This window comes from Tenggerimyces flavus (genome assembly GCF_016907715.1).
Lineage (GTDB): Bacteria > Actinomycetota > Actinomycetes > Propionibacteriales > Actinopolymorphaceae > Tenggerimyces > Tenggerimyces flavus.
Window position 1 is genome coordinate 310426 of sequence record NZ_JAFBCM010000001.1, and the last position, 17926, is coordinate 328351.

The 17926-nt window shown below is 71.2% G+C and carries 15 protein-coding genes; 8 read left to right on the forward strand and 7 right to left on the reverse strand.

Annotation, left to right across the window (positions count from 1 at the left end; translation table 11 throughout):
* Positions 1–3 precede the first annotated feature (3 nt).
* The 5 genes from JOD67_RS01620 to JOD67_RS01640 are packed head-to-tail and all read right to left on the reverse strand — an operon-like array spanning position 4 to position 4400.
* The gene (locus JOD67_RS01620) at positions 4–594 is read right to left on the reverse strand and encodes a class I SAM-dependent methyltransferase (protein WP_205114227.1); all 591 of its coding nucleotides are present in this window, start codon (positions 592–594) and stop codon (positions 4–6) included.
* Positions 591–1823, reverse strand: a complete 1233-nt coding sequence (locus JOD67_RS01625) for an enolase C-terminal domain-like protein (protein ID WP_205114229.1) — start codon at positions 1821–1823, stop codon at positions 591–593. The genes JOD67_RS01620 and JOD67_RS01625 overlap by 4 nt, the downstream gene beginning before the upstream one ends.
* A gap of 5 nt (positions 1824–1828) precedes the next feature.
* Positions 1829–2593, reverse strand: coding sequence for an SDR family NAD(P)-dependent oxidoreductase (locus JOD67_RS01630; protein WP_205114231.1), 765 nt, complete (start codon positions 2591–2593; stop codon positions 1829–1831).
* Complete coding sequence (locus JOD67_RS01635; protein WP_205114234.1) at positions 2590–3288, reverse strand: FadR/GntR family transcriptional regulator; 699 nt, start codon at positions 3286–3288, stop codon at positions 2590–2592. The genes JOD67_RS01630 and JOD67_RS01635 overlap by 4 nt, the downstream gene beginning before the upstream one ends.
* Entirely contained in the window at positions 3285–4400 is a 1116-nt protein-coding gene (locus JOD67_RS01640; RefSeq protein ID WP_205114236.1) for a DUF5005 domain-containing protein, read from the reverse strand. The genes JOD67_RS01635 and JOD67_RS01640 overlap by 4 nt, the downstream gene beginning before the upstream one ends.
* Positions 4401–4483: 83 nt before the next feature.
* Between JOD67_RS01640 and JOD67_RS01645 the strand changes: the two genes are divergently transcribed.
* The 6 genes from JOD67_RS01645 to JOD67_RS01670 all read left to right on the forward strand — a co-directional run bounded on the left by JOD67_RS01645 (position 4484) and on the right by JOD67_RS01670 (position 7212).
* On the forward strand, positions 4484–4771 hold the full coding sequence (locus JOD67_RS01645; RefSeq protein WP_205114238.1) for a type II toxin-antitoxin system Phd/YefM family antitoxin: 288 nt from the start codon (positions 4484–4486) through the stop codon (positions 4769–4771).
* A gap of 61 nt (positions 4772–4832) precedes the next feature.
* A complete protein-coding gene (locus JOD67_RS01650) occupies positions 4833–5039 on the forward strand; it encodes a type II toxin-antitoxin system RelE family toxin (RefSeq protein WP_307782233.1) in 207 nt (68 codons plus the stop codon).
* Positions 5040–5072: 33 nt separating this feature from the next.
* On the forward strand, positions 5073–5864 hold the full coding sequence (locus tag JOD67_RS01655) for a class I SAM-dependent methyltransferase (RefSeq protein ID WP_205114242.1): 792 nt from the start codon (positions 5073–5075) through the stop codon (positions 5862–5864).
* A 64-nt stretch (positions 5865–5928) separates the two neighbouring features.
* On the forward strand, positions 5929–6687 hold the full coding sequence (locus tag JOD67_RS01660; protein ID WP_205114244.1) for a hypothetical protein: 759 nt from the start codon (positions 5929–5931) through the stop codon (positions 6685–6687).
* A gap of 65 nt (positions 6688–6752) precedes the next feature.
* Complete coding sequence (locus JOD67_RS01665) at positions 6753–6914, forward strand: hypothetical protein (RefSeq protein WP_205114246.1); 162 nt, start codon at positions 6753–6755, stop codon at positions 6912–6914.
* A gap of 10 nt (positions 6915–6924) precedes the next feature.
* The gene (locus tag JOD67_RS01670; RefSeq protein WP_205114248.1) at positions 6925–7212 is read left to right on the forward strand and encodes an Rdx family protein; all 288 of its coding nucleotides are present in this window, start codon (positions 6925–6927) and stop codon (positions 7210–7212) included.
* Here the strand turns inward: JOD67_RS01670 and JOD67_RS01675 are convergent.
* On the reverse strand, positions 7209–8003 hold the full coding sequence (locus tag JOD67_RS01675; RefSeq protein ID WP_205114250.1) for an LLM class flavin-dependent oxidoreductase: 795 nt from the start codon (positions 8001–8003) through the stop codon (positions 7209–7211). The two genes, JOD67_RS01670 and JOD67_RS01675, sit on opposite strands and share 4 nt — an antisense overlap.
* Complete coding sequence (locus JOD67_RS01680) at positions 8000–10651, reverse strand: ATP-binding protein (protein WP_307782723.1); 2652 nt, start codon at positions 10649–10651, stop codon at positions 8000–8002. The genes JOD67_RS01675 and JOD67_RS01680 overlap by 4 nt, the downstream gene beginning before the upstream one ends.
* Positions 10652–10789: 138 nt before the next feature.
* Here JOD67_RS01680 and JOD67_RS01685 point away from each other — a divergent pair, with 138 nt between their 5' ends.
* Positions 10790–15100 (forward strand): S8 family serine peptidase, encoded by a 4311-nt coding sequence (locus JOD67_RS01685; protein ID WP_205114254.1) that lies wholly within the window; start codon positions 10790–10792, stop codon positions 15098–15100.
* A complete protein-coding gene (locus tag JOD67_RS01690) occupies positions 15097–17835 on the forward strand; it encodes a Kelch repeat-containing protein (RefSeq protein ID WP_205114256.1) in 2739 nt (912 codons plus the stop codon). The genes JOD67_RS01685 and JOD67_RS01690 overlap by 4 nt, the downstream gene beginning before the upstream one ends.
* Positions 17836–17926 lie beyond the last annotated feature (91 nt).

Sequence of the window (17926 nt, forward strand, 5' to 3'; positions counted from 1 at the left end):
TGGCTAACGGGTGTAGACGCCTTGCAGCACGGGCTTGCCGCTGAGACCCACCAGCTCGTCCAGCGAGAGCTCGCGCAGCCCGTTCTCGCCGAACGCCGCGAGATCGGCTCGGCTCACCGGCCACGGCCGGTTCTCCACCGGCACCGCGTCGTCGCGGTGCAGGCAGTAGACGTACAGCTCGCCGCCCTCGGCCACCGTCGACGCGATCGCGCCGATGGCGTTCGGCCGCTGCTCCAACGCGATGGACTGGATCGTGTTGATCTCCACCACCAGGTCGAACCGTTGCTTCCACTCGTCGGGCAGCGCGAACAGGTCCGCTACCTGGTAGCCGACGGTCGACGAGGTAAACCGCTTGTGACACCACGAGATCGCGGTCGGCGCGTAGTCGAACGCCGTCACCGCGTAGCCTCGCCGGGCCAGCTCTTCCGCGTCGTCGCCGAGACCGCACGCGATCACCAGGGCCGGCCGACCAGCCCGTGCCGGCGCGTGCGCGTCGAGCCACTCGACGAGCCGCGGGTGCGACGTCAACCCCGCCCACGGCACCTGCGAGAGGTCGTCGCCCACCGACGCGTACAGCTGCTCGAAGTCGTTCACAGCGGCGTTCCTTCGATCGCGGGATCCGCCCAGTCGGTGTTCGGCAGCAGCGGATACCAGCCTGGGCGGCCAGGATCCCGATCGTACGGGTAGCCGCCGAGCTCCCGGTACAGCTCCGCGTACTCCGCGACCTTCGCCCGATCCAGCTTGACCCCGAGCCCGGGCTCGGACGGGATCGCGATCGACCCGTCGACGTACGGCAGCTTGCCGCCTTCGATCACGTCGTCGCGCAGCTGGTGGTAGTGCGCATCGGCGGCGAACGCGAGGTTGGGCAGCACCGCGCCGAGATGCAGCATGGTCGCGAGCTGTACGCCGAGCTCGCCGGAGGAGTGCACCGCGATCCCGAGCTGGAACGTCTCGCAGACGCCAGCCGCCTTGATACACGGGCGAATCCCGCCCCAGAACGTGGTGTCGAGCAGGATCACGTCGACGGCGGGATCGCGGACGTTCGTCGCGAGCTGCTCGAAGTTGATCACGACGGTGTTGGTCGCGAGCGGCAGGTTGGTCTTCTCGCGGACGCGGCGCATCCCGTTCAGGCCCCAGGTCGGGTCCTCGAGATAGTCGTTGTTCAGCGGCTCGATCGCCTTCGCGAAGCGGATCGCCTCCTCGACGCTCTGCGCGCCGTTCGGGTCGTAGCGCAGCCCGTCGCCGGGGAACGCCTCGCCGAGCGCGCGGTAGCAGTCGAGCTCGTAGCCGGGCGAGAACACGCCGGCCTTGAGCTTGTGCGTGCGGAACCCGTACCGTGCCCTGAGGTCCGTCGCCTGGGCGACGAGCTGGTCCGGTGTGCGGATCTCGCCCGCGCCGTTCTCGTCGGGATAGCGGAAGAACAGGTACGAGGCGAACGGCACGCGATCGCGCACCTTGCCGCCGAGCAGCACGTACGCCGGCACGCCGAGGTCCTGGCCGACGAGGTCGAGGCAGGCGAACTCGATCGCGGCGAGCAGCTGGGTGCGGTTGTTGTACAGGCTTGCGGTCGGGTTGGCGAGCATGAACCGCAGCGCCTCGGTGTTCGCCGGGTCGTGGTCGAGCAGGTACGACTTGAGCGCGCGGATGCCCGCCTCGGCGCTCTCCCCGCCGCCGCCCATCTCGCCGAGGCCGATGAGCCCGTTGTCCGCCTCGACCTCGACGAGCGTCCGGACGAAGCGTCCCCAGTGCGCGCCGTTGCTGTGCCGCAGCGGCGCCTCGAGCGGAACGGTGACGGTCGTGGCGCGAATGTCCTTGATACGCATGCGATTCAGCTCTCCGGGAGGGCGACGCCGATGGTCGACATCAGGCCGCCGTCGACCTTGACGTCGGCGCCGGTGACGAACGAGGCGCGGTCACTGAGCAGGAACGTGATGACGTCGGCGACCTCGTCCGGTTGCGCGACGCGGCCGATCGGATGCGAACGGCCCCACTCGGCGACGACCTGATCTGTGGTCTTGTCGCCCTTGAACATCTCCGCCGACGAGCGCAGCATCGGGGTGTCAACCGAGCCTGGACAGACGACGTTGACGCGAATGCCCTCGGGTGCGTGGTCGACCGACATCGCCTTGACCAGCGCGAGCAACGCGCCCTTGCTGGCTGAGTAGGCGGCGACGCGGGGCTGCGCTGCGTACGCCTGCACCGACGCGATGACGACGACCGAGCCCTTGCCGTTCTCGCGCATCAGCGGGATGAGGTGGTGGCAGGCCATGAACGCTCCACGTACGTTGACGTTCATGACCTCGTCGTAGATCTCCGGCGTCGTGTCGACGACCGTGCCGTAGCGCTGGATGCCGGCGGCGCAGACGAGGCCGTCGAGCCGGCCGTACGTCCCGCGGACGTGTTCGGCCAACCGGGCAAGGGCTTCGTCATCGCGTACGTCGGCGACGAACGGCTCGACGTTGCCGGCCGCACTGGCCGAGAGCGCCCGCTCGTCCCGGTCGACAGCGACAACCCGGCAGCCTTCGGCCGCCAGCTGCGCGACGGTGGCCGCACCCATGCCGGCGCCACCGCCGGTCACGACGATGACCCTCATTCCACCTCTCCACTGGTGCGTACTCGATCGGCGACGTCCTGCAGATGCTCGCGAGCCAGCCGGCGTGCGTTCTCGACGTCACCGTTGACGACCGCGTCCACGAGCTGTTGGTGCTCGAGGAAGTCGCGGTGCTTGTCACCGTAGATCGCGAGGATCTGGCGCTGCTCCATCGAGTGGACGAGCAGCAGCGACTCGACGACCTCGGTGAGAACGGGGTTGCCGGCAGCCGCGGCGAGGTTGCGGTGCAACTCGAGGTTGACGAGCCAGAGTCCCTCGTCGTCGGTTGCGATGCACCGCTCAGCCTCGGCGATTCCCGCACGCAGCTTGGCGATTCCAGCCTCCTCGCGAACCTCGGCGGCTTTGGCGACGATGTGCGGCTCGATCTGAAGCCTTGCTTCGAGCAGGTCGGTGAGCTGCCGCCAGGACACGGTGCCGGGCATCGGGTTGGGGAGCACGAGCCGGCTGATGTTCGGGCCGACGTAGATACCTGAACCGTGCCGCAGCTCGATCATCCCGTTCGCCTCGAGCCGCCGCAGCGCCTCGCGCAGCGTCGGCACCGCGACGCCGAACCGGACGGCGAGCGCTCGTACGGTCTCCAGCTGGTCGCCCGCGTTCAGGCGGCGGTGCTGGATGTACTCGACGAGCCCGGCGGAGAGCTCGTGCGCGAGCTTCCGCCGGTGGACCTCCGTACTCATCGCGTCGACGTCAACGTGACCTTGACGAAGCGTGGACGGTAGATCGTCACGTCGCGGTAGAGGTCGGCGTTCGGGTCGAGACTGTTGACGTTGTAGGTGATGAGCAGCTCGTTGCCGTTGCGGAAGTCGGGGTGCTCGTGCGCGTTGTACGTGATGATGTTGGGATTTCCGTACGAGCCGGCCGCCCCGGTCTCGGGCGTCTGGTAGAGCGTGGCCTTGCGGACGAACGGTCCCGTCGGCGAGCACGACGTGTAGGCGACGATGTTGCGGCTGAAGATCTCGTTCGTGTCCTGCGTGACGAGCAGGTAGCCGTCCTTGAAGCGGGACACGCTGTACTCGTTCGCGACGCCCTGCATGATGCGCGCGGAGTCCTGCTCGCTGCTGGACCAGCCCGTGCCGGTCCAGTACTGCCACGGCTTGGCGAGGTCGGTTCCGGTGATGCGGGCGAGGTGCATGTGCTTGGCGGCACCGAGGTCCTCGACACCGTAGATGTAGGTGTGGGCGCCGACGCGTTCGAGCCAGGAAGCCCACTGGATGTTGGCGCTCGACGGGAGCTTGCTGATGCTCTTGCGTTCGAGCGTAGTGGCGTCGAAGCGGACGAGCTTGTTCTCGCGCCAGGCGAAGTCGAACGAGCCCGGGCCGGTCTTGCCGTACTCGAGGAAGATCACGTCGAGCGTCTTGCCGTGGTTGAGGCCGGCGCCGAGCCAGTTCCAGGTGTTGGGCTCGTCGGGCTCGACGAGGCTTCGCGGCTCCTTCGGCACCGTGGTGAGCTTGCCGTTGCGTTCGACGACGAAGGAGTTGTTGAGGAACGGCACGTCGGTCGGCCGGCTGCCGTCGGCGTTGACCGGACCCCAGAAAGTGTCGGAGAACAGCCACGCGGTGCGACCATGGCTGAGCGGGACGGAGTAGGTCGAGTCGCCGCCCGTCCACCCCACCCCGGTGTTGCCGTACGCGGTGAACCGCTGCGTCCTCGCCTGGTCGATCTGCGCGCTGGCCGTCCAGTTACGGCTGACCACGTCACACTCCTTGGGGGGCTTCGCCTCCGCCACCGGCGCGCTGAAGAGCGCTCCCGTCAGTCCCACGATCCCGACCAACCCGATCCACCGCCGCATACCGACCTCCTCGATTGACCAAGTGATTAGATCAATCCAGGACGCTGGGGTCAAGGTCGTCCCGATGGACTAGAATTCTGACTATGAAAACGCTGCCGCTCTCCGAGGCGAAGGCACACCTGTCCGAAATCGCCGACGAGGTGATTCGGACGCACGAGCGGGTCACGGTGACGAGAAACGGGAGAGAAGCATTCGTGATCCTCTCCGTGGAGGATCTCGAGTCCATCGAGGCCACCTTGGAACTGCTCGCCGATCCCGACGCCCAGGCCAGAGTGGCTCAGGCAGAGGCCGAGATCGCCGCCGGCGAGACGTTCGGCATCGATGAGGTGGAGGCCGCCTTCCGCCAACGTCGTTCACGAGACAGTGGCTGAAGACGTCTGGGGCATAGTCGTCACGGGAAGCGCTCACCGCCAGCTCGCCGAACGACTCCCTGTGAGCGTCGCGGCAGCTTGCATCGAGTTCATCAAGGGTCCGCTCACCACGAATCCGCATCGCGTCGGGGCCCCGTTGCGGGCTCCGTTCGAGGGCCAATGGCGAGCTCGCCGCGGAACCTATCGGATCCGCTACCGCCTCGACGAGGAGAAGCGGCTGGTCTTTGTCCTCGACGTAGAGCATCGGCGCGACGCGTATTGGCGTTAGCGGTGGTGGCCAGGGTCGGTAAGGATGGGCGGCATGGGAGCGAGACCAGCGCATCTGTCCACCGAGGTGGCCGAGGGATTCCAGGACGAGCAGGTCGTGGCCGTCTACCACCAGCGGCCGCCGTATCCGGCCGAGGCGATCGAGCTGCTGCTCGAGCTGGCCGCCGGCGGTCCCGTACTCGACCTCGGCTGCGGGCCGGGTGACCTCGCGCGACGGATCGCGCCGCACGTCGAACGGGTCGATGCCGTCGACTTCTCCGAGGCGATGGTCGTACGCGGCAAGCAGCTGCCCGGCGGCGACCGCGCCAACCTGCACTGGCAGGTCGGCCCGGCCGAGGAGGCCGAGCTGCACCCGCCGTACGCGCTCGCGACCGCCGGCGAGAGCCTGCACTGGATGGACTGGGACGTCGTCCTCCCCCGCCTGGGGACGACGCTCGCCATCGTCGACCGCGACTGGGGCGGCTCACCCGTCACCGTCGAGGCGCTGCTCCCGCTCTGGCGGCAGTACTCGTCGGTCAAGAACTTCGCGCGGTACGACCTCATCGAGGAGCTCACCAAGCGCGGCCTGTTCACGCTCGAGGGCGAGCGGAAGTGCGCGCCCGAGCCGTGGCGGCCAACGGTCGAGGAGTACCTCGACGCCCGCCACTCGCAGCGCGGGTTCTCCCGAACGCACATGGGCGACGAAGCCGCCGCCGCGTTCGACCAGGCCGTCACTGCGGCGCTGGAGAAGCTGATCGCCAGCGGTGACCTCGCCACCACTGGCGACCGGCTCGAGCTCGAAGCGGGAGCCAAGGTCAGCTGGGGCTCACCGTCCGCAGCGCGCTAGCCAACGCCGGCCACGACCTGGGCTTCGGGCAGATGTCCTCTCCGCTGCCTTGGATTTCGTCGGCATGAGCGATCGTTCCGGACTGGTGGCGGCGGCCCTCGCCGACCCGCGGCTCGCCGGCCCGCTGGACCAGGGCGACTGGTACCTGGTCGGGTCGAGGACCTTCGGCGCCGGGGACGAGCTGAGCGACTGGGACACGGTGCTGCTGACGGCTCGTGATGGCGTCGACGTCCCGTCCGAGGACGTGCTCGACGAGATCTTCGCGATCCGCCGGCCCGTGGTGGATCGCAAGCCCGACCTGGACCTCCACGTGGCATGGCGGCGAGTCGGCGCGGTCGACCTGACGGCGCTCGGCCCCGCGGACCGCACCGAACGCGAGGCCGCACTCACGGAGTGGGCGTTCGAGCTCGCGCACGCGATCCCGCTGCGGGTGACGAACGGGGTGGGCGAGGTCTACCGAGCGCAGGTGGCAGAACGGTTCGAACGCGACCGCCCGGAGCTGACGGCGACGGCGTACCGCGCCTTCCGGACGAGTCGCAACGCGGCGGTAGCCTGCCTGCCGCGCGACGACCCCGCAGCGCAGGCGTTGACGGCGGCCGCGTGCGCCGGGTACGCGGCGAGGTTCTGGCTGCTCGCCAACGGGCATGCGCATCCGTACGACAAGTGGCTGCTGCACGCGCTCCGCCGACATCCGGACGCGGCCCTCGTCGTCGCGGCGATCACGGCCGCCCTCGACGGCGGCTCCAGCCCGGCGCAACGCTTCGACGCCCTGTGGGAGCTCTGGCGCCTCGTCGACCTCGTGGCCCCGGATCTGAGGACGTGAATAGGGCATCGGCCCGATTCGGCCGGCCCTTCTTACGGCGACGCTGACAAGGTCCGCAACCGCGGGTGGCGGTGGGGCGGCCGGAGGGGCACGTCACCGTACGGCTCTCGTCGGTGCTCGACCTGTCCCTGACGCGGCCGGCGGACGTGCCGGTGCGGATCGAGCTGTCCCGCGGCGCGCGCGAGGTGTGCCCCGGCGTGGACGAGTTCACCGTCGCGCCTGGCTAGCCTGGGGGTTGTGACGCAGAGGCAGCCCCGGTTGGAGATCGAGTACTGCACCCAGTGCCGGTGGTTGCTGCGTGCGGGGTGGACGGCGCAGGAGCTGCTGACCACGTTCGTCACCGAGCTCGGCGAGGTCGCGCTGATCCCCGGCGTCGGCGGCGTGTTCGACGTACGCCTGGACGGCGAGCTGCTCTGGTCGCGGAAGGACCAGGGCGGGTTCCCGGAGCTGGCGGCACTGAAGCAGCTCGTCCGCGACCGCATCGCCCCCGACCGTTCCCTCGGCCACTCCGACAAGAAGGACTAGCGCGGCGGGCCGTCGAGGATCCGGCGTTCGGTCTCGACCATGCCCTTGTCGTCTCCGTCCGGGCCGTCGATCAGCCAGGTCGCGCCGGCGCGTTCCAGCTCGGCGGGAGTCGAGACGCCGGTGTGCAGCGTGACGATCTCGAAGCCCTCCGGCGGCGCCATCTTCTCCACCACCTCGGCGAGCCCGGCCGCGGTGAGACCGGCCTCGTTGGTCTTGAAGTCCAACGGGAAGTAGCCGTCCCAGCGCAACGCGCGCTCCATCGGGCGCTTGTACGGCAACGTGCCCGCCACCCAGATCGGCGGCCGCGGCCGCTGCACCGAGCCGGGCGCGAGCCGCGCGTGGATCGAGTAGTGCTCGCCGTCGTGGTCGACCTGCTCGCCCCGGAAGAACGTGTCGAGCACCGGGAGCGCCTCGTCCAGCATCGAAGCGTGCACCCGCGGCTGGTCGGACTCGCCGAAAGCCGCGTACTCCAGGTCGACCGGCACCCCGAGCCCCACGCCGAGCACGGCCCGACCGCCGGACAGGTGGTCGAGCGTCGTGACCTCCTTGGCCAGCTTCCACGGCCGCCGCCGCGCGACCGGCGTCACCAGCGTGCCGAGGCGTACGCGGGACGTCCGCGCGGCCACCGCGCCGAGCAGCACCCACGGGTCGTGGACGTCGGGAGCGGACGGGTCGAGCCGCAGGTGGTCCCAGAGGAAGAAGCCGTCCCAGCCGGACTCCTCGGTCGCGATCGCCAGCTCGATCAGTCGCGTCGCCGACCCGATCATCGGGAGGTTCACGCCATATCTCATGCCTCAGGCTTACCGTGCCCCACCGACAACAACGTCTCGAGGTCCTTCCGCGTCTGCCCGCCGAGCTTCCGCAGCGCGCTCGCGACGTGGCTCTCGACGGTCCGCGGCGACACGTACAGCCGCGCGGCGATCTCGGCGTTGGTCTGCCCCGACGCCGCGAGCTGCGCGACCTCCCGTTCGCGCGGCGACAGCGCCGAGCCGTACGACCGGCGCCCACCACGCCACGGGTACGGGACCGGCACGCCCGTCCGCCGCATCTCCCGCAGCACCCGCGCCAGCGACGCGACCGCGCCGACCGCGTCGTACGCCTGCGCGCCCTCAAGCAGCCCGAGTCGCTCGGAGATCCGCGCCGCCTCGTACGGCAGGCGCAGCCGTACGAACTCCTCCCGCGCCTCCTCCAGCCGACCCTCGCAGGACGCCAGGTGCGCCCGGGCCGCAGGCGCCGCCACCCCCGCCAGGCCGACCGCGAACTCCACCACCGCCGCCGAGGCCGCAGGCGACGAGGCCTCGACCAGGCACGACACCGTCTCGCCCGCCCAGACCCAGTTCCCCTTGGCCCTAAGGACGTTCAGCCCCTCCGACGCCTGCGCAGCCGCCTCGACGGACCGTCCCGACGCGAGCAACAGCCGCGCCAGAGCGGAACGCGCCGGAACGAGCGGCCACAGCGCACCGACCCGTTCCGCCGTCCCGACGACCGCGCGCAGCCGGCGTTCCGCCTCGTCCGGATCGCCCGCGACCGCGAGCACCGCGCCGAGCAGGTACTCCGTCTCCAGGCTCGCCGCCGAGAACTCGCTCGTCGACAACGCGCGCACCCGTTCCAGCAAGCCCACGAAGCGTCCCGCCGCCAGATCGACCGACGCCGACACCAGATCGAGCAGCGTGTTCACCCGGAAGTGCTCCGCCCGCGCGGCGACCACGCGGCACTCCGCCAGCATCCGGTCGGCCAGCGCGATGTCACCGACGTGCACCGCGGCCTGTGCCCAGTTCAGGCAGGCCCGGGCGTGTTCGCGCGGCTCGTCCGCCACCGCCGGCGTCGCCAACAAAGCAGTCATCGCCGAAGCAGCGGACGGGTCCGCGACCTCGATCAGCAACGACACCCGCGCCACGCCGACCGCCGCGACCACGAACGGCTCGCCGCTCAGCTCCGCCGCCACCACCGCCTCCAAGCACCGAGCGCGGTGCTCGGCGATCGAACGTCCCGTCACGAGGTCCGGCACCGCCAGGATCGCGAGCGCCAACGCCAACTGGTCGGGCCGGTCGGCGAGATCCACGGTCGCGCGAGCGATCTCCTCGTACCCACGCAGAGCCTCGCCCTGCTGCCGCAACAACCGCCCGAGCAGGAACCTCAGCTCCCCATCGGCGCTCGGCTCCAGCTCGACCGACGCCAGCACCCGGTCCAGTACGGGTGCCGCCTCCGACTGCGCGAGCCCCTGGACCGCCGCCCGCGCCAGCCACGCCGCGAGCCGCACCCGGTCCGACGCCGCCAGCCCGGGCACCTCGACCGCCCGGACGAGATACCGCGCGGCCGCCGCGTCGTCGCCCTGTGACTGCGCGAGCTCCGCCGCGGCCTCGGCGTACTTCACGAACGACAGCAGCCGTCCCGCCTGCTCGTAGTGGTGCGCGATCTGCGCGACCGGCAACGGCACCACGCCCTGCAGCACCTCGGCCACCCGTTGGTGCAGCCACCGCCGCGTCGGCGCGGGAACGGACTGGTAGACGACCTGCCGCGCGAGCTCGTGCCGGAAGCCCGTCCCCTCGTGCAGCAGCCCCGCCGCATGGCAACGGCTCAGCGACCGGACCACGGTCGCCACGTCGAGCCCCATCACCGCCGCGAGGATCTGCTCGTCCGGAACGAGACCGAGCACCGCCGACGCGCCGAGCACCTCCCGCGGCTGCTCCTCCAACGCCGCGAGCCGCGGCAGCACCGCGTCGCGCAACCCCGTCGGCACCGACCCTGACCCAGCCGCGACGACCTCCTCGACGACGAACGGGATCCCCGCGGTCAGCGCGTGCAGCGACCGCGCGTACGGCTCCGGCACCTCCGCGGTCTCCAGCAGGATCGCGGCCAGCTCGCGGACGGCGTCCAACGGCAGCGGCGACAGCGCGATCCGCGAAGGCCGGGACCGGGCGAACGCCTCCCACGCCGGCGTCTCCCGCGCAGTGAGCACGACCGCCAGCTCCGGCGGCATCCGTGCGGCCAGGTAGCCGAGGAACTCCGCGGTGCTCGCGTCCGCCCACTGCACGTCCTCGACCACGAGCACCGCCGGCCCCAGCTCGCCGAGCAACGTCGCCGCGGCGCGCAGCAGGCGATGCCGTTCGGCCCGATGGTCGTCCAACGCCGGCGGCGCCGAAGGCAGCCGCGCGGCGAGCTCAGGCAGCACCGGCGCGAGCGCGCCGACGACCGGGTTCAGCCGCTGCGGCAGCGCCACGTCCTTCAGCGCCTCGAGCACCGGCGCGAGCGGGAACGGCTCGGCCACCGGCTCGCACGAGCCGCGCAGCAGCTGCGGAACGCGACCGGCCAGCTCGCGCACGAGCCGGCTCTTGCCGATTCCGGCCTCGCCCTCGACGACCACGAACGCGGGCGGCGCCGAGACCGCTTCGAGCAGCTCAGCCAGCTCGGCGTCGCGCCCGACCAGCCGTTCCGACACTCGCGCCAAACGGTCCTCCTGGCTGGTCCGTGGCCATTAATCCGTAGTGACTACGGATCACACTAGGCCGCGATCGGTGGTCGAGTGAGACCCCTCGGGGGAGATCGCGATCCGGTCCGATCCGGCAGAGGGGTGCACATGCTGGTACGCGCGTTGGTGGCCGTCGTGCTCGGAGCGGGGCTGCTGATGGCTCCGCACGCCCAGGCCGAGCCGGCACCTGCCGTCCGGAAGATCGACGCCAGCCTGCAACGCGGCCTCGCCGCCGCTGGCAGCGCGGACTTCCTGGTCTCGTTCGGCGCCCGGTCGAACGTGTCGCCGAGCGGCAGCTGGGCCGAACGCGGCCGCCAGGTGTACGACGCGCTCGAGCGCACCGCGGAGAAGAGCCAGCGCGACGTTCGCAAGGAGCTCGACAAGGCCGGCGTGAAGTACCGCGCGTTCTCCGTCGCGAACGTCGTCTACGTCTTCGGCGGCACGACCGCGCTCGCCGACAAGATCTCGGCGAACGCCGCGGTGACCAGGCTCGACCCGGCCCGGACGTACAAGCTGCCGGAACCCGCCAAGAGCAAGGCCAAGGCGGCCGCCGTCGACGGCGTCGAGTGGGGCGTCGCGAGCATCCGCGCCGACCAGGTCTGGTCGCAGTTCGGCACCCGCGGCGAGGGCATCGTGGTCGCGAACGTCGACTCCGGCGCGCAGTTCGACCACCCCGAGCTGGCGGCCTCGTACCGCGGCAGGCAGGCCGACGGCAGCGTGCGGCACGACTACAACTGGTACGACCCGGCCGGCATCTGCCCAGCGGGCCTCGGCCCTTGTGACAACGCCGGCCACGGCACCCACACGATGGGCACGATGGTCGGCGCGAACGGCATCGGTGTCGCGCCCGGCGTGAAGTGGATCGCCGCGAAGGGCTGCGAGGGCGAGGGCTGCTCGAGCTTCGCGCTGCTGTCGTCGGCCCAGTGGCTGCTCGCCCCGACCGACGCGCAGGGCCAGAACCCGCGCCCGGACCTGCGCCCGAACGTCGTCAACAACTCCTGGGGCGGGGACAACGGCCCGGTCGAGGACCCCTGGTACGACGAGGCGATCGCGAACTGGATCGACGCCGGCATCTTCCCCGCGTTCGCCAACGGCAACGCCGGCCCGGGCTGCGACACCGCCGGCACCCCGGGCGACAGCCTGCTCGCGTACGCGGTCGGCGCGTACGCCGCCGACGGCTCGATCGGCTCGTTCTCCTCGCGCGGCCCCGGCGCCGACGACACCCCGAAGCCGAACCTCGCCGCCCCGGGCGTCGCGATCCGCTCCAGCCTTCCTGGCAACGGGTACGGGACCTGGGACGGCACCTCGATGGCCACGCCGCACCTCGCCGCCACCGTCGCGCTGATGTGGTCCGTTGCACCCGCGCTCACCGGCGACATCGAGGCGACCGAGGCGCTACTGGACGAGACCGCGATCGACGTGGACGACACCAGCTGCGGCGGCACCGCGGCGGACAACAACGTCTTCGGCGAGGGCCGGCTGGACGCGTTCCGCGCCGTCGAGGCGTCGCCGCGCGGGCCTACCGGCACGCTGCGCGGCACGGTCCGCACCGAGTCCGGCGACCCGATCGCGAACGCCACCGTCACGCTCACCGGGGTCGCGAACCGGCGCCTCCAGACCGCGCCCGACGGCACGTTCGGCGCGCTGCTCTCGACCGGCACGTACACCGCCACGGTCACCGCGTTCGGGTACGCCCCGCGGTCCGCCGAGGTCACCGTCACCGAGGGCGGCGAGACCGTCCGCGACTTCGCACTGCCGGTCCTCCCCCGCGTCACGGTCAGCGGCACGGTCAAGGAGGGGTCCGCGCACGGGTGGCCGCTGTACGCGACGATCACGGCGGACGACGTACCGGACGGCACGTTCTACACCGACCCGAAGACCGGGCGCTACAGCTTCGAGGTGCCGGCGAATGCCTCGTACACGTTGAGGATTCGCTCTCTCTATCCCGGTCTCGGCGAGCAGGTCGTCCCGGTCGCCGTCGGCGCCGCCGATGTCTCGCGCGACTTCGGGCTCACCTCGGACCCGTACGACTGCACCGCACCGGGCTACCGCGAGGCGGCGCCGCGGATCGCGTACTCAGAGACGTTCGACGAGCCGACCACGCCGGCCGGCTGGACGGTCACCGACCCGCTGGGCAACGGCCAGGTGTGGAGGTTCGACGACGACCGCGGCTTCGGGAACAGGACCGGCGGCGAGGGTCTGTACGGCTGGGTCTTCTCCGCCGACTACGGGCCGGACGCCGAGCAGGACACGGCGCTCGTCTCGCCACCGGTCGACCTGTCGGGGACGACGACTCCGGCGCTGTGGTTCAACACCGACTACAGCGACGGGCCGAGCTCGGTCGCGGACGTGGACGTGTCCGTCGACGGCGGCACGACGTGGACGAACGTGTGGCGCGCGACGCAGCCGAGCGTGCCCGAGTCGCGGGAGCTCGTGCCGCTGCCACAGGCGGTCGGGAAGACGGACGTCCGCGTCCGCTTCCACTACACCGCCTCGTTCGACGGCTGGTGGATGGTCGACAACGTCGACCTCGGCGAGCAGGTCTGCGAGACCGTTCCGGGCGGTCTGGTGCTCGGGCACGTCCGCGACGCCAACACCGACCAGCCGCTGGTCGGCGCGACTGTACGGCACGACGGCGGCTCGGTGACGACGGTCGCGACGCCGACGGATCCCCAGCTGGACGACGGTTTCTACTGGACGTTCGTCCCGAACGGGTCGCGTGCGTTCACCGCCTCGCAGCCGCGCTACCAAGCCGCGACACGGACGGTCCAGGTCGCGCCGGACGCCGCGAACGTGGCCGACTTCGAGCCGACCGCCGGCGTGATCGAGGCCAGCGTGACGTCGCTCTCCGGGCGCACGACACTCGGCGGGCAGACGACAGCGAAGGTCACGATCCGCAACGAGGGAACGGCATCCACACGGGTCGACCTCGGCGAACGGTCGGGCCCCGTGACGGTCCAGGCCGCGTCGGCGCCGATCCCGGTGCGCCGCGTGGCGGGCACGTTCTCGACGGGGGCGAAACCGTCCGGCGGTGTCGTGCCGAAGGTCGCCCCGGCCGACACCGCCGGCGGGCCATGGTCCTCGCTCGCCGACTATCCAATCGCGATCATGGACAACGCGATGGTGACTCACGAGGGCGAGCTGTACTCGTTCGGCGGCCGGACGGCGCAGGGCGCGACCAACCTCGCGTACCGCTACAACCGGGAATCGTCAACCTGGAAGGCGATCGCGCCGATTCCGCGGGCCCGGCAGAAGCCGTCGATCGGCGTGCTCAGCGGCAAGGTCTACGTCGCCGGCGGCTGGTCGGCGACCGGCGACGCTAGGGCTGACATGGACGTCTACGACCCGGTCGCCAACACGTGGGCAGCCGGGCCGAGCATGCCCGGCCGGACGACGGCGGCGGGCACGGCGGTGGTCGGCGACCAGCTGTTCGTCATCGGCGGCTGCATCTCCGAGTGCAGCGAGCGGCAGGTCTACCGGTACGACGCGTCCGACCGCGCGTGGACCCGGCTCGCCGACTACCCGCGCGACGTCGCGTGGCAGGCCTGCGGCGGCATCGCCGGCGTCGTCTACTGCGCGGGTGGCACGTCCGAGAGCGGCACGTCGGCACGCACGTTCCGCTACGACGCGGCGGCGAACATCTGGACGCGGCTCGCCGACCTGCCGACCGACGTGTGGGGCATGGGCTCGACGGTGTCCGCCGGTTCGCTGCTCCTGTCCGGCGGCGTCGTCGACGACGCCGTGACGAACGAGGGCTTCGCGTACGACCCGGTGTCCGACTCGTGGTCGGCGCTGGCGAACTCCCGGCACAGCTACTACCGCGGCGGCTCTGCATGCGGTTTCGCCAAGGTGGGTGGGTCTCCTGGCAACTTCGTGGGCTCGCCGTTCGGTGAGGTGCTGACCGGGTTCGCCGACTGCGGCCTGGCCGATCCGGTGCGCTGGCTGCGGTCCTCGCCTTCGTCGGTGACGATCGCGCCGGGTGCGTCGGTCGACGTCACGGTGACGTTCGACGGCACCGGGGTCGACCAGCCGGGCACGTACGTCGCGGCGCTCGAGGCACGCGACACCACGCCGTACACGCCGCCGTCGGTGGCCGTCTCGCTGCGGGTGGACGCCCCGGCATCGTGGGGCAAGCTCGCCGGCACCGTGTACGGGAAGGACTGCGCGGGCGTCAAGGCGCCCTTGCCTGGCGCGTCGGTCCGGCACGACGGGCCGCTGGCGGACCGTACTTTGCGCACCGACGCGGCCGGTACGTACGCCGTGTGGCAGGACCGCGCGAACAGCCCGGCCACGCTGGTCGTCACCAAGGACGGCTGGTTCCCGGCGACCGGTTCGGTGCAGCTCCGGGCCGGGCAGACGACCACGAAGGACTTCACGTTGAACAGAACCGGCTGCCCGACTGGAGGAAACGCCCGATGATCCGCGCAGCCTTGCTCGCCGGCCTGCTCGCGCCGCTCGCCATCGCGATGCCCGTCGCGGCGGCCTCGACCGTGACGCTCAGCGGCGTCGTTCGCGACGGCTCCGGACAGGACTGGCCGCTGCGGAGCTCGGTGTCCGTGACCGGCGGCTCGTCAACGCACAGCTCGCCGTTCAACGGCAAGTACAACGTTGAGGTGCAGCCGAACAAGACGTACACGGTGACCGTTCAGCCTTCTGCCGTTGGGTATCCGGCGTTGACGCGGGAGGTGTCGGTGGGGCGGCGCGACCTCACGGTCGACTTCGCGGTGCCGGTGGACGCCGACTCGTGCCAGGCACCTGGCTACCACCACACCTCGCAGGGTGCGGTGGCCTCGTTCGACTCCGGACCCGACGGCTGGACGATCACGGACCCGCTGGGGACCGAGCAGGTGTGGCGGTTCGACGACCCGGGTGAGCACGGCAACCTGACCGGTGGGTTGGGCGGTTTCGCCATCCTGGACAGCGAGTTCTACGGTTTCGACAAGGCGCAGGACTCGTCGCTGATGTCACCGGTCGTCGACCTGCGCGGCGTTTCCGCACCGACGATCGGCTTCCGCAGCGACCTCTACCTGTTCGACTACACCGAGCCGTCGGGGATCGCCGACGTCGACCTGTCGTTGGACGGCGGGGCGACGTGGTCGAACGTGTGGCGCGCGGACGTCATCCGGCGCGGGCCGGAGCAGGTGACCGTGCCGATCCCACAGGCCGCGGGCGAACGGTTCGTACGCGCTCGGTTCCGCTACCACGAGACCGAGAACACCGCGGGCGTGTGGTGGCAGGTCGATAGCGCGTGGGTCGGCAACCGGTCCTGCGATCCGGCTCCGGGTGGGCTGGTCGTGGGGTACGTACGGGACCGCAACACCGGCACCGGCCTGGTGGGCGCGACGGTCCGCGGGCCGTCCGGCTCGTCCGTGTCGTCCGTGGAGGGCGGTCTCTACTCGCTGTTCAGCCCGGTGACGGGATCGCGGGAGGTCGTGGCGAGCTCGGCGGAGTACCTGTCGCACGTGCGCCGGGTGACCGTCGGGGTCGCGCCGGTCCGGTCGGACTTCTCGTTGGCAGCCGGGCAGGTGAAGACCTCGTCGACGTCCGTCGAGGCGGAGGTGGAGCTCGGCGAGAAGGACACGGCGACGGTGACGTTGCGGAACCGCGGCTCGGCCGATGCCTCGGTGACGTTGGCGGAACGGCCTGGCTCGTTCGAGCTCGCTTCCGCGCGGGTGGCTTCCGAGGGCGCGCCGTTGCGCCGGGAGAAGGGCTCGTTCAGCCCGTTCGCCGCGGGTGCCGCGACCCGTACCGCGTCCGCCGGGCAACCGGCCGCGGTGAGCGCGGCCGACGGCTGGGGCGGCGTCGCGGACTACCCGATCGCGATCAGCGACAACGCGGCGGCGACGTACCAGGGCAAGGTGTACTCGGTCGGCGGGCAGGAGCACCTGCGGTACGGGATCAGCGAGGCGTTCGTCTTCGACCCCGCCGCGGGCGGCTGGTCGGAGCTGCCGGCACTGCCGCGCGGCCGGCAGGCGGCGACCGCGGCGTTCCTGGACGGGAAGCTGCACGTCGTCGGCGGCTGGAGCGAGAGCGACTGGGGTTACGACGCGCACGTGGTGCCTGAGATGGACATCTACGACCCGGCGACCGGCACCTGGTCGAGCGGGCCGCGGATCCCCGCGGCGACGGCGGCCGCCGGTCGCGCCGTCCTGGACGACCGCCTCTACGTGGTCGGCGGCTGCCAGGGACCGGAGCAGTGCGACGCGACCGCGGTGTACCGGTACGACCCCGCTGACCTGGTGTGGGAGCGGCTGGCCGACTATCCCGACGAGGTGTCGTGGCTCTCGTGCGGCGCGATCGAGGAGCAGCTCTACTGCGCTGGCGGGACGCGGAACTGGCAGCGGCCGGTCTCGTCCCAGGCGACCTACTCGTACAACCCGCGGACGGACACCTGGACGCGCCGGGCCGACCTGCCCATCGACCTGTGGGCCAGCGCCTCGTCGGTCTCCGACGGTCGGCTGGAGCTGATCGGCGGCGTGACGGACGGGACCCAGCTGGTCACGAACGAGGGCTTCGCGTACTCGCCGCTGTCGGACTCGTGGACGGCGTTGCCGCGTTCGACGTACGCGACCTACCGGGGCGCGGCGGCCTGCGGGATCTACAAGGTGGGCGGCGGAACGTCGCACACCTTGGGGTCGCCGTTCGTCGAGGTGCTCGCCGGGCACTCCGACTGCGGCGCCGACCGCGACACGTCCTGGCTGTCCGCGACACCGGGCTCTGTGGAGCTAGCGCCCGGGGACCGGTCGACGGTACGGATGCGCTTCGACTCCTCGGTGGTGTCGCAGCCGGGGACGTACACCTCGACGCTGCTGGTGCGGGAGGACTCGCCGTACCCGACGGGCACGATCGCGCTGACCCTCTCGGTCTCGCCGCCGCGTAGGTGGGGGCTTCTGCGGGGAACGGTGACCGGGGTGTCCTGCGAGGGTGTCGCCCGCGTGTTGGCGGGCGCGACGGTGTGGCTGGACGGGCGACTGGACGACTTCACGCTGCCGACGGACGCTTCGGGGTCGTACGCGCGGTGGCTCGACAGCCGCAACGGGCCGGCCACGATGATCACCGGCCTGGACGGCTGGGTGCCGGACGTACGGTCGGTCAGCCTGCGGGCGGGGCGGACGACGGTGGCTGACGTGGTGCTCCAACAGGACGGTTGCTAGCCCGGTCGACGAGCAGGCGATGGCGGGCTTCGCCGACGCAGTGGCACGGGTCTGATCCTGGTCACGTCCCATGGTCCTGACGTCAGACCGT